We start from the raw sequence: 13,166 nt of genomic DNA on the forward strand, positions 1-13,166 counted from the left end.
TAGCCACTTCTGACAATTTCACCATCTATTTTCTCTTTTCTCGATGATTAGCAGCTTGTAATAATAAAGATTCAGCAAAAGAAATTGCTTCATTTGCTGATTTACCACCGGCTAACTGTGCTAATTCTTCCCGTCGGGTAGTTAAATTATCCAAACTTGTTACTCTCACAACAGTCCGCTGTTCATCATTACTATTTCTGGCTTTATTAATTACTAATTTATCAACGCGAAAATGACGATCTGCCATTGCTGCAATTAGAGGCTGATGAGTTACACATAATACTTGATGTCCTTGACTAAGTTGGTGTAATTTCTCTGCTATAGCTTGGGCAACTCTACCAGAAACCCCCACATCAATTTCATCAAATATCATTGTTCCTACTTCATTTCCTTGATTAAAACAAGCTTTTAAAGCTAGTAAAAAACGGCTCATTTCTCCACCAGAAGCAATTTCTGTTAATGGTTGGATAGGTTCACCGGGGTTAGGACTAAACATAAAAGTAATTTTATCTGCACCTGTAGCTGCGGGGGTAATGGGGACGATTTCTACTTGAAATTTCACCTTATCCATTGCTAACGGCTTGAGTTGGGCTAATAACCGAGATTCTAAATTAGCCGCAGTTTGACGACGTAATTGGGTTAATTGGTGGCTAACTTGCTGGAGTGCTTGTAAAGATAATTGTTCTTGTTGTTCTAAAGTTTCGATAGATTGTTCACTATTATTTAGTTCAGCTAATTCAGTTTGAATACGTTCATAATAAGCGATCGCTTCCGTTAAAGTAGGTCCATATTTACGACAAATTTGTTTTAATTCCCGTATCCGTTCATCCACCTCTTCCAACCGTTGCGGATCTGCTTCTAACCCTTCTCCATAAATACTAATTTGTCTCCCCACTTCCATCACTGCTGCCACTGCATCTCGCACCAATTCCAAGAGAGATTGTAATTGAGGATCATACTCCACCATGTGAGTTAATGTCATCTCTCCATCGGCTAATAAATCAGCAGCAGTGCGAGTTTCCTGATCATCTTGATACAAAGCCTGATAAACCTTGTAACTCATTTGTTGTAAATCCACAACATGATTGAGGCGTTCTCTTTCTTGATTTAATTGCTCCATTTCCTGGGCATCATCAAGATTAGCCGCACCCAATTCTTGCACTTGATAGGTGAGTAAATCCAATTGTTGCAGCCGTTCCCGTTCTGATGTCCGGCGTTTTTCCAGTGCTTGCCGGGCTTGTTGATATAGAATAAAAGCAGCGGCAACATTTTGGCGTTTGTGCAACAAGGCATCACCACCATATAAATCTAACCAATCCCGAACTTGGGCAGATTGTCCCACCTGTACCGTTTGTCCTTGTGCTGTAATTTCTACTAAACTGTCTCGTAATCCTGCCATTAAGGGGCGATTTACCAGCACTCCATTTACTCTTGATCTACTGCGGATATTACTAGTAGTGGTGGCAATTTCTCGACTAATGATCACAGCATGATCATCGGTTAAATCAATTTCTTGTTCACTTAACCAAGCAGCTAAAGGCGGAGTGACGCTAAAAGTCGCCTCCACGATAGCGCGATTTGTGCCAGTTCTAATCGCCCGACTAGAGACTTTACCACCCAAAACGGCATCAATGGCATCTAATATGATTGATTTTCCTGCGCCGGTTTCTCCCGTTAATACATTTAAACCTACACCAAAATCCAATTCCAGATGATCAATTAAGGCGAAATTTTCAATTCTTAAATATAGCAGCATTTAAATAATCCTCAGATTGCAGATTTCCCCGTTTTTATTGATTATGGCGTTGGTGAATGAAAGTATGAATTAGTCTCACGCAAAGGCGCAAAGGCGCAAAGGTGAAGATTTTTAATTTTCCTTTTTTCTACTTCAATATGGCTATCAGCAACGCTCAAAACCCAGAGGTGTAAGGGTTTAGCTCATGCTTTACCCTACCTGTAGAATCAAACTTATGCTATGGGAAACAGAGTAATGGTTGTATCTCCACTTCCAGCCGCTAATATTTTACCATCTGGACTGAAAGTAATTGAGTAAATTACAGAATCAGTACATTTGACGCTAGAAATTTCTTCTCCACTAGCGACTGACCATAATTTCACTGTTTTATCTTTACTAGCGCTCGCAAAAATTTGTCCATTGGGACTATATGCAACAGAACAAATATAATCAGAGTGTCCTGATAAAGTTTTAATTTCTTGACTAGTTTCTAGATTCCAAAGTTTAATAGTTTTGTCTTGACTACCACTAATTAAAGTTTTTCCGTCGGGACTAAATGCTAGAGATGTAATCCCTCCAAACCAATCAGAATGTCCTGTTAAGGTTTTCACTTTATTTTCAGCTAATTGTAAAATCTTGATAGTTTTATCATTACCACCTGCACCACTAGCTAATAGTTTACCGTCGGGACTAAAAGTTACAGATAAAACATCATCGGTATGACTTTTGAAAGAGTAAACTTCTTTTCCTGTTTCTAATGACCACAGTTTAACTGTTTTGTCTTTACTTCCACTGGCTAAAATTTTCCCCAAGGGACTAAAGGAGACAGCATTAACTCTTTCTTCATGTCCTGTAAAAGTGAAAACTTCTATTCCTAAATTTACATCCCATAATTTAATAGTTTTATCATCACTACCACTTACTAAAAATTTACCATCTGGACTAAAAGCTAGAGAATTAATCCCTCTAGACCAAGAATATTCCCCATGTCCTGCAAAGGTGCGATGTTGCTGAGTTGCTAAATCCCACAATTTAATAATTGTATCATCACTGCCACTTGCTAAAAATCTCCCATTTGGACTAAAAGCTACAGAGAGAACTTTATTTTTATGTCCTTTGAGAGTACGAACAAATACTAATTTTTCGGTGTTGTCATTTGATGAAGATGTGGTAGCAATTACTTCTAGTGGTTCTTGATAATTATCTGATTCTTTTATACTTGATTCATTTCCTAACTGTGACGGGTTAAACCAAGTATTTAATTCCGTCAATACATCTAATGTTTTCAACGATTTGTTAATAGAATTGCCAATAGAATCTAATTTATTAATTGGGGAAATTTCTTCTTTTTCTTGGCTTGCTGTTTGCGGATTTGATTTATTTTCAACCTGTAACGGTTGTACCAAAGCTGTAAATAAACTATCTAATTCTGTTAATCCATCTGTCAACCGTTGGTTAATAGAATCAAGGATGTCATTATTTTTGGAAATTTCACTTTTTTGAGTTTCTTTAATCTCACCTATTGATTGGTTTTGTTCTAAAATTGTCTGATGCAATTTCTGGGTTGAATTATCAATTTCTGCAAATCGAGAATTAACAACTTCGATTTGTTGATGAATCTGAGTAAATTCCTGACTTTGATTTTCTTGATTGTCCCGTAATTCTGCTAATTGCTGTTGATTGCTTTCATTGCCATTTTTGATAGAAGTTTCAATTTCTGCAAATCGAGAATTAAAGACTTGTAGCTGTTGATTAATTTGTGATAATTCAGTTTGCAATTCTGCAATATTTCTCAAATATTCATCTTTATCAACATTAGAGTTCAAACTTTCTAGAGAAATATCTAATTGCTGCAACCGATTATTGACAATTTGCATTTGTTGATTAACTGCATTAAATTCCGTACTCAATTTTTGCATTGATATTTGAATTTTCTGGTCAACAATTTGACTAATTTCCTGTTTATAAACTTCAAGTTTTCCCAAACGTTCATTAATTGCCATCTCAATTGTTTGGTCAATAATTTGGCTGAGTTGTTGTCTCCAAGCTTCGATTTGTTCCAAACGTTGATTAGAGGTATTCATGGTTTTTTCTACTTGGTGAAATTCTTCAGTAATATTTTGCAAACCTGTCTGTAATTGGTCTATTTGTGATTGTGATTGGGAATAATTAAACTTAGGACGATTGACTAAATTTAAAGCTACACTTAAACTCAGGGGAATAACCGCATAAACTACCTGTTGCGTCACTGTAGCTACTATTGTTCCCAATACTAATAACCCCAAACATATATACTCGCTAAATTCTAGCAACTGACGATTATTCATGTTAACTGGTATTACTTGTCAAGTCGTGATTACTATATCACAAATTATACTCAATAAAACTAAAAAAATAAAACTTTACGTTCCTAATAGTCGGTTTTAACCGACTTTAGCTATAAGACAGGGAATTTATTCCCTGGATTTTGGAATATCAATTTTTGAATACAATTATATATCTCGACAATTGCATAAAATTTCCAGATGTCAATACCCTAGTACCGCAAGGCGTTCGTCAAAAGTCAAAAGTCAAAAGCAATATTGGGCAAGCTTTTTGGCGATTAAGAATGGTTGATTTATTTACGCCGTGCTGTACTAGTAAATTCGTTAGCTTATTGATTTCATTCTCAATAATCTTGAGAGTTAACCGAGCATATTCTCAACAAACATAGAAATGTGATTTTTTTGCAGAAGAGAGATTTAAAAAACTTATTTTTCCCGACGTTGCTGATTAAGGGTATGAATTTTAGTCTCACGCAAAGGCGCAAAGACGCACTGAGGTTTGAGTTTTAAAGATTCAATTTGGGAATTTCATACCTCAATTCAGCAACGCCATTTTTCCCAACCAATTAAACGTGCATATCTGCCTTTTGGAGATGTTCCTGATACACATTGGGCAATAAACGCGATTAAGAAAATTTATGAAACTGGATTTTATCTGTTCCCTGTTCCCTGTTACCTTCCTTTGTAATGCTGATTCCATTTTGCCAAAGTTCATATTCACTGATATCAATATCCTCATTCCAAACCAACGCATAACCACCTGAATCAATGATAAAATTTCTGAAAAATGCCGGATTTTTTAAAGGAGAAAACATTGGGTTATCTAATAATTTAGAGATATCATATTTTTTTAGTTCGTTATTTGTAAACTTAATGATCAAGTTATGATCATCTATAGCTTGAGCAAAAACAATACGAGCAGGTTTCATCTAAACTCTCCATTATTTTAAAGGTGGCAGTTTACTAAACTCTTGGCTATTCCACATATTGAGCAGTTCTTTCTGATACAATGTAGCCCATTCTATTACCATTTTTTCAGCACGACTGGGTAAATCTCCTTCAATAATTTTTAAAGACTCAATACCAACTAAGGCATTATACTCACCGTAAACTGCATGAAAATGAGGAGGTGGGTGATCAGCAAAGAAAATTTTGATAACTATTCCATAAAACCGTGTAACTTCTGGCATAAAGATATAGGACTTACGCATTGACAAGGAGTATCATCTAGGAATGACACACTGTACAAATTAACCTTCCTTCCGCAATCCTAATTTTTAGATATAGAAACTTCCAGATTATATATCTTGACAATAACATAAAATTTCCAGATGTCAATACCCTAGTAAAATCGTTAGCTTATTGATTACATTCTCAATAATCTTGAGAATTAACTGGGTATATTCTCAATAAACATAGAAATGTGATTTTTTTGGAAAAGAGAGATTTAAAAAACTTATATGTTTGACTGCATTCCCAGAAAATTAGCAACTATGACTTAAAAATTGCTAAATTAACAGAAGATGTAACTATCTCCTTAAATATGGTATCTACTCCTATAACTTTCTCCGATATTCAAAATCATTGGTCCCGACCATTTATAGAAGCTTTAGCAGCACGGCGGATTATCAGCGGTTATCCTGATGGAACTTGTCGCCCCAATAACCCTGTAACTCGCGCTGAATTTGCTGCCATTATCGCTTCAGTTTTTTCCCAACCAGTTAAACGTGCATATCTGCCTTTTGGAGATGTTCCCCAGACCCATTGGGCAATAAACGCGATTAAGAAAGTTTATGAAACTGGATTTTTGACGGGTTATCCGAACAAGCGGTTTGGGATAGATGAAAGTATTGCTAAGGGTGATGCTTTAGTCGCAATTGTCAATGGTTTGGGAATTGCTGGTCAAGTTGACCTGGATTTAGTGAGTAAACTGGCAGAAATTTATCAAGATGGATCTTTAATTCCTTACTATGGAATTAATCAAATAGGTTTGGCGACCCGTGCTGGTTGGGTGGTGAATTATCCCAACGTCAAAATACTAAATTATAAAACAGCCGCTACTCGTGCAGATGTGGCAGTGATGGTTTATCAGGCTTTAGTGTATTTGGGAAAAGCGGAAAAAATTCCTTCTGATTATATTGTTGCAGCACCTATAACCACAACGATTCCTACACCTAAACCGACAACCTCTAATACCGTTAAAGTAAATCATCGGCGAGAATTTCGAGGCGCTTGGGTTGCGACTGTGTGGAATAGTGATTGGCCTTCTAAGCCAGGACTGTCTGTGGAACAGCAAAAAGCGGAATTGGTGGCGATTATTAAACAGTTACAAGCTTTGAATTTCAACGCTTTAGTTTTGCAGGTCAGACCGGAAGGTGATGCTGTATATGCTTCTGACTTAGAACCTTGGAGTGCTTGGATTACGGGAACGCAGGGAAAAGCGCCAAGTCCATTTTATGATCCTTTGGAATTTGCGATCGCCCAATGTCATCAACGCAATATTGAATTACACGCTTGGTTTAATCCTTACCGCGCTAGAGCTAACAGTCAAGTTTCCACTGTTCGTCCTCATATTGCCGTGACAAATCCCGAAGTTGTTTATCAATGGGGTAGTCAACTATGGATGGACCCCGGTGCAAAAATCGTTCAAGACAGAGCATACAACGTCATTATTGATGTTGTCCGCCGTTATGATTTAGATGCGATTCATTTAGATGATTATTTTTACCCCTACCCCATATCTGGTAAACCTTTTCCCGATCATAAAACCTACGCAGCTTATAAAGCCAGTGGCGGTAAACTGAGTTTAGAAGATTGGCGACGGGAAAACGTCAATCAAATGGTATTGCGACTTTCCCAAGGAATCAAAGCCACCAAACCTCATGTGAAATTTGGGATTAGTCCTTTTGGTATTTATCGTTCTGGAGAACCTGCGGGAATTGTCGGGTTAGATGCCTATAATGTTCTCTATGCAGATTCTAAAAAATGGTTACAGCAAGGCTGGATAGATTATATTGCTCCTCAACTTTACTGGCGGACTGACCAAACTAAACAAGGTTATCAAACTTTGCTGAAATGGTGGACGGAGATTAATACCAAACAGCGTCATGTCTATGCAGGTAACAATCTCGGACAGCTAGATGGGAAGGAATGGAAAAACAGCGAAATTGTCAAGCAGATTCAGATTTCTCGGAATTTAGCAGGTAGTTTATCTTTGGGTAATATCTTTTTCAGCATGACTGGCATTAAAGAAAATCGTCAAGGCATTGCTGACCAATTTAGAACCGATTATCCCACACCTGCCTTAGTTCCCATTATGTCATGGCAAAGTTCCATCACGCCACCACCTCCCAAAAACCTCAAGTTTATGGATGGAAAATTAAATTGGGAAGCAGGAGATAGTCAACCTGTGCGTTCTTGGACTCTATATTCGCAAAATAGCAATAATTGGATAATTCAACGCATTTTATCCGCTGGTACTACCTTTGCGACAGTTCCACCGGGAACTTATGCGGTATGTGCTGTGGATAGATTAGGGAATGAAAGTGCAGGTGTGATGATTACTGTAACTTGACTCCTAACCGTTCTATAAAACTTACCCAAAATTACCAAAGTCTAGACACATCTGGACAGCGATAATCTTAGTTTTATGTCAATCAAATTTATTTTGACAGGTAAATGAGCGATCGCTCACAAAAATCTCAATTAGATTGTTTGTAGTGGTAACATTATCGTGGTCTCAAAAGGAACTTAACCCTTTGAATACCTCATAACTTATACTCAACACGGCTTAATTACTTGATTTTATGGGTAGGGGTTTAGCAGTGCTGATATGTGTCAACTTAACGTAAAACCTATAACCCGCCTGGGAATGATAGCGTAGCGTGGCGTAAGCCATATTCCCAGTCTAATAGCAAAAGTCATCTGAAGATGACTAAACACTAGGAAAATTTATTAGTCCGTTTTAACGGACTTGAGCTATGAGACAGGGAATTTATTCCCAGGCGGGTGTGGAAGCCAACAGATGATTAAAAAACTCAAATAGGATTGCTATATTAAAATAGTCTCTCATACTTAAAAAATATCAACCATGACCACCCAAACGGAAGCCCAACTAGAAGCAGACTTAATTACCCAACTGCAAAGCATGAAATATGCCAGAGTCAAGATTAAAAACCTATAGGAATACTTACTTGCAGAATAATACTTGCAGGACTATCAAGTTCATAGATAGAGGATGATTCAGGAATAGGATCACCATATTCTCGCATTACTTTTAAATGCCCAATAATAGCTTCTTTCATATTTTTTTCAATTTCTGCAATTGATTCACCGGTAGTTACACATCCCAATAAATCAGGGACATAAGCCGAAAAATTGTGATCAGCTTTTTCGACTATCACAATATAATTTATAGTTTTCGGAGTTAGAGCGATCATAATTAATTATCTCCATTTAGACCAGCTTGTTTAAAAATGCTATTAAGCGTACCTAACTTAAGATCATCAGACAATTTTCCTGGAACAGTTACAGTCCCTTGCTTATTTGGATGCCGAAAATGTCTATGACTACCCGTAGTTCGTATATGTACCCATCCATCATTTTCTAGTAATTTAATTACTTCTTTTACTTTTTTAGTCATAAATTAAGAATATTTACATCAATTATAAGAAAATGATGCTTTACTTCCATATAAATATCATAACTCTTTATATTAAAATAGTCTTGTGTGTAAAAAATATCAACCATGACCACCCAAACCGAAGCCCAACTAGAATTAATTCATCGAGATGAGATTAATGTGGCGTATATTCTCGATTTGTTGAGAACCATGAAAAAAACTATTGAGCGCGTTTCCGAAAAAATCCAGTTATTTATTGATACATTTATCGAAGGTATGGGTGGAACTGTTTAGATTTTGAGATTCTCTACCTTTTAGAGGATGTTTGTGGAAGTGACAGTATTAATTGATTCCATAAACGTAAAATTTCCCCCTTGAGTGCGATCTCTTTTGACTCTGCGCTCCTACATCATGACTCCTGCTATATCATCAGTAATATTGTTATCAATTCCCAATTATGGAACAATCTAACCAGAAACCAGGGAAAACATCCCGACGTGGGTTTCTCGGACAAGCATTCACCGCAGCCGGGGCGGCTATTACTGTTCCTGCATTGCTGACTCAAGAAAGTGCAGCCAAAGAAACTACTCTAGGAGGCAACGGCGAGATGAATATAACACTCAATGTTAATGGTGAACAACGCCCCCTCATTATTGAGCCGCGTGTGACTCTCCTGGATGCCCTGCGGGAACGTTTAGGATTAGTTGGTAGTAAAAAAGGCTGTGATCATGGACAGTGCGGCGCGTGTACTGTGCTGATTGATGGTGAACGAGTATATTCTTGTCTTTCTTTGGCAGTCATGCAGGAAGGCAAAAAAATTGTCACCATTGAAGGACTAGCCAGCGGTGATAGTCTCCACCCCATGCAAATAGCCTTTATTGACAACGATGGCTTTCAGTGTGGTTACTGTACACCAGGGCAAATTTGCGCCTCTGTGGCACTGCTAGAGGAAGTTAAACGCGGTTGTGCTAGTGTAGTCACCTCAGATTTACAAGCTCCTCCCCAATTAGCTCAACTCTCGACAGCGGAAATTAAAGAACGATTAAGTGGGAATCTTTGTCGGTGTAGTGCTTATAACGGAATTGTCGCCGCAGTTCAACAAGCAATTGGCCAAAAACCTCCTTCGCCAATGGCAAATATCATTACCAGTGAATCCCAGGGAGTATCAGTATAATGAATAACTTCACTTATATTCGCGCTACCACGGTAAAAGATGCCGTCAACCGAGCCGTTGCTGACCAAAATGCTATGTTTATTGGTGGCGGTACAAATTTAGTTGATCGTCTCAAAGCCTTTGTGAACGAGCCATCACAACTAATTGACATCTCCCGCCTACAGATGCAGAAGATCGAAAAAATGGCTAATGGTAGTCTGCGGTTAGGGGCGTTGGTGACAAATACGGCTGTAGCTGATCATACTGATATTCGCCGTGATTACCCGATGTTAACTAGGGCAATTCTGTCTGGTGCATCTCAACAAATTCGCAATATGGCCACAGTCGGTGGTAATCTCTTACAAAAAACTCGTTGCCCTTATTATTACGATACTGCTTTTGCTTGTAATAAACGTGAGCCAGGAACTGGATGCCCAGCAGCAACGGGGATAAATCGAATGCACGCAATACTCGCTGCAAGTGATCAATGTGTCGCAGTTCATCCTTCTGATATGTGTGTGGCATTGGCGGCTTTAGATGCGGTGGTAGAAGTGGAAGGACCTCAAGGTAAAAGACAAATTCCCTTTGGAGATTTCCATCGCTTGCCAGGAAATACACCAGAAAAAGATAGTAATTTACAGCCAGGAGAATTAATTACTTCTGTGATTTTACCACCTTTAGCTTTTGCGAAATCAGGAGTTTATTTAAAACTGCGCGATCGCACTTCCTATTCTTTTGCTTTAATATCTGTAGCGGCGGCTTTAGAAATTGCTGGGGAAAAAATCAAAGATGCTCGTTTAGCAATGGGTGGAGTCGCCCATAAACCTTGGCGAGCAGTAGAAGCAGAAAAGTTTTTAATTGGTAAACCAGCAGATATTTCCACATTTACCCAAGCGGCAAATATCGCTTTACAGGGAGCAAAACCTTTAGCTCATAACGGTTATAAAATTGAACTAACAAAACGGGCAATTCGTCGCGCTCTCACGGTTTCGGCTCAAGGAGGAGGTATAGCATGAATAAAATAACTACAACCAATATTAATCGTAAAGATGGACAGGCAAAAGTAACAGGTACAGCCACCTATGCCGCCGAACATCAAATACCAAATTTAGTTCATGGTTATTTAATAACTGCTAGTATTTCCAGTGGAAAAATAAAAAGTGTCAACACCCAAACAGCAGCAAAATATCCCGGTGTAATTGCCATTTTCACCCATAAAAATGCCCCCAAAATTTCTAAGCCTAGCAATAATTTTGTCAATTCTAAAATTTACGAAGCGCGACTACCATTAGCAGATGACACAATTCATTATGCCGGGCAAATTATCGGTTTAGTAGTAGCAGAAACCTTTGAACAAGCAAAGGCAGCAGCACATTTAGTTAAAGTTGAATATACTAGCCAAAAACCAATTTTAGATCCCCAAAAAGTTACCTTAAAAAATGCTCCCTCCATGTTTGGGGAAGACTTGAAATTTGCCAAGGGTAGTTTTGCTACTGGTAATTCAACGGATGCAATGGCAGGTGCAGCAGCGAAAATTACCGCTACCTACAAAACAGCGACGGAACTCCACGCACCCATGGAACCTCATGCCATTATTGCCCAGTGGCAAAATTCCAACTCCCTGACAGTCTATGAACCGACTCAATGGGTAGGGGGTAGCCAACGCACATATTCAGAATTATTTGGACTTGCTCCAGAACAGGTAAGAATTATTACGCCATTTTTAGGCGGAGGATTTGGTTCTAAAGCCTTTCCCTGGCCACACGCTATTCTCTGTGCCGCAGCAGCGCGAAAACTTCAGCGTCCGCTGAAAGTGGTTCTCAGTCGGCGACAAATGACAGCAAATGCGGGACACCGTTCGCAAACTGAGCAAACTATTAGTTTAGCTGCTAAAACTGATGGTAGTTTGCAGGGAATTGAACATACAGCAAAATCTTATACTTCCCCTGTAGATGTTTTTTCTGAACCCTGTACAGGTATTACCCCGGCAATGTATGCTACTCCGAATTTGCGAACATCCCAACAAATAGGAGTCATGAATATTGGTACACCTACCTTTATGCGAGCGCCTGGGGAAAATCCCGGTTTGTATGCTTTAGAGTCCGCAATGGATGAATTAGCCTGGGAATTGGGCATAGACCCCGTAGAATTACGGTTAAAGAACGAAACAAAGGAACATCAAAGCCGGGGTTTACCTTTCTCTGCAAAACATTTTGCGGAATGCTTGCAGGTGGGTGCAAAACAATTTGGTTGGGAAAATCGAACTCAAAAACCCCGTTCTTTATCCCGCGACGGTAAACTCATCGGCTGGGGTATGGCTGCTTCCACTTTTCCCGGTTTAAGAAGTTCAGCTTCGGTAAAAGTCAGGTTATTAGCAGATGGTACTGCTCATGTTCTCACCAGTGGTAATGATATGGGTACGGGTGCTTATACCATTGTTGCCAGTACGGCGGCCAATGCTTTAGGGCTACCAGTGGAAAAGGTGCGGGTGGAATTGGGTGATTCTTTATTCCCTAACGGTGGTCTTGCTGGTGGTTCGCAAATGACGGCAAGTCTTATACCAGCAGTGATGACGGCCTGTGAGGAGGTGCTGAAAACTGCCCAAGCGAAAACTGCCCAAGAGGCGTTTACAAGTCTGCGTCAGTCCCAACGGGCGGCTTTTGAAGCGACGGGTTCTTCTGCACCGGGTGAGGAAGCTAAAAAATGGGCTTTCCAGTCCTGGGGCGCACATTTTTGCGAAATCAGCCTAGATGAAGAAATCGGCCGCTTACAGGTGACGCGGTGGGTGTCTGTGATGAATATTGGCAAGGTGATGAATGCTAAAACTGCCGCTTCTCAAGTGCGGGGGGCTGTAATTATGGGGATTGGTCACGCTTTAATGGAGGATTGCCAGTTTGATCCCAATATCGGTTATCCGGTGGTTTATGATTTGGCTACCTATCATTACCCAACTCATGCAGATATTCCCCGCATTGAAGTTTCTTTTGTGGGTGAACCTGATCTGAATTTTAATTCTGCTGGGGTGCGTGGTGTGGGTGAAATTGGCATTACGGGTGTTTCACCAGCGATCGCTAATGCTGTTTATCATGCTACGGGTAAACGGATTCGTGAGTTACCAATTACGCCGGATAAGTTAATTTAGCTGTGTGTTTTGCCTCTGTGTGGGAATCAATTTCTTTTTTTCTCACGCAGAGGCGCAGAGGCGCAGAGGGAGCTTTAGGATTTGGCGTTGCTGAACTAAGGTATGAAATTCCCAAATTAAACCTTTAAAACTCTGACCTTTGCGTCTTTGCGCCTTTGCGTGAGACTAAAATTCATGTAATTTATTAAACC

Annotated in this window: 11 protein-coding genes; 5 read left to right on the forward strand and 6 right to left on the reverse strand. The window is 39.2% G+C overall.

Translation table 11 applies throughout. The features are described from left to right. Positions 1-25: 25 nt before the first annotated feature. The 4 genes from recN to NG743_RS12870 form a co-directional block, all read right to left on the reverse strand. Positions 26-1,756 (reverse strand): DNA repair protein RecN, encoded by a 1,731-nt coding sequence (gene recN / locus NG743_RS12855; protein ID WP_027403171.1) that lies wholly within the window; start codon positions 1,754-1,756, stop codon positions 26-28. A gap of 212 nt (positions 1,757-1,968) precedes the next feature. After that, on the reverse strand, positions 1,969-4,062 hold the full coding sequence (locus NG743_RS12860) for a WD40 repeat domain-containing protein (protein WP_257122083.1): 2,094 nt from the start codon (positions 4,060-4,062) through the stop codon (positions 1,969-1,971). A 623-nt stretch (positions 4,063-4,685) separates the two neighbouring features. Continuing rightward, positions 4,686-4,988 (reverse strand): DUF2442 domain-containing protein, encoded by a 303-nt coding sequence (locus NG743_RS12865; RefSeq protein ID WP_257122084.1) that lies wholly within the window; start codon positions 4,986-4,988, stop codon positions 4,686-4,688. A gap of 12 nt (positions 4,989-5,000) precedes the next feature. Continuing rightward, positions 5,001-5,249 (reverse strand): DUF4160 domain-containing protein, encoded by a 249-nt coding sequence (locus NG743_RS12870; RefSeq protein WP_257122085.1) that lies wholly within the window; start codon positions 5,247-5,249, stop codon positions 5,001-5,003. Between the two features lie 353 nt (positions 5,250-5,602). Between NG743_RS12870 and NG743_RS12875 the strand changes: the two genes are divergently transcribed. Further along, complete coding sequence (locus NG743_RS12875; RefSeq protein WP_193962427.1) at positions 5,603-7,633, forward strand: glycoside hydrolase family 10-like protein; 2,031 nt, start codon at positions 5,603-5,605, stop codon at positions 7,631-7,633. 595 nt (positions 7,634-8,228) lie between these two features. On the opposite strand, the gene NG743_RS12880 is transcribed toward NG743_RS12875, so the two are convergent. Together NG743_RS12880 and NG743_RS12885 are read right to left on the reverse strand one after the other, a co-directional pair. After that, a complete protein-coding gene (locus tag NG743_RS12880; protein ID WP_228043726.1) occupies positions 8,229-8,498 on the reverse strand; it encodes a type II toxin-antitoxin system HicB family antitoxin in 270 nt (89 codons plus the stop codon). Positions 8,499-8,500: 2 nt separating this feature from the next. Beyond that, positions 8,501-8,701, reverse strand: a complete 201-nt coding sequence (locus NG743_RS12885) for a type II toxin-antitoxin system HicA family toxin (RefSeq protein ID WP_027403175.1) — start codon at positions 8,699-8,701, stop codon at positions 8,501-8,503. A gap of 105 nt (positions 8,702-8,806) precedes the next feature. On the opposite strand from NG743_RS12885, the gene NG743_RS12890 reads away from it, so the two are divergent. From NG743_RS12890 to NG743_RS12905, 4 genes are all read left to right on the forward strand, one after another. Next, positions 8,807-8,974, forward strand: coding sequence for a type I restriction endonuclease subunit R, EcoR124 family (locus NG743_RS12890; protein WP_152608971.1), 168 nt, complete (start codon positions 8,807-8,809; stop codon positions 8,972-8,974). A gap of 163 nt (positions 8,975-9,137) precedes the next feature. Beyond that, a complete protein-coding gene (locus tag NG743_RS12895; RefSeq protein ID WP_027403176.1) occupies positions 9,138-9,854 on the forward strand; it encodes a 2Fe-2S iron-sulfur cluster-binding protein in 717 nt (238 codons plus the stop codon). Then, positions 9,854-10,849, forward strand: a complete 996-nt coding sequence (locus NG743_RS12900; RefSeq protein ID WP_257122086.1) for an FAD binding domain-containing protein — start codon at positions 9,854-9,856, stop codon at positions 10,847-10,849. The genes NG743_RS12895 and NG743_RS12900 overlap by 1 nt, the downstream gene beginning before the upstream one ends. Then, entirely contained in the window at positions 10,846-12,975 is a 2,130-nt protein-coding gene (locus tag NG743_RS12905; RefSeq protein ID WP_257122087.1) for a xanthine dehydrogenase family protein molybdopterin-binding subunit, read from the forward strand. Before NG743_RS12900 ends, NG743_RS12905 begins: the two co-directional genes overlap by 4 nt. Positions 12,976-13,166: the final 191 nt, after the last annotated feature.

Origin of the sequence: Dolichospermum heterosporum TAC447, assembly GCF_024584745.1 — a bacterium.
Lineage (GTDB): Bacteria > Cyanobacteriota > Cyanobacteriia > Cyanobacteriales > Nostocaceae > Dolichospermum > Dolichospermum heterosporum.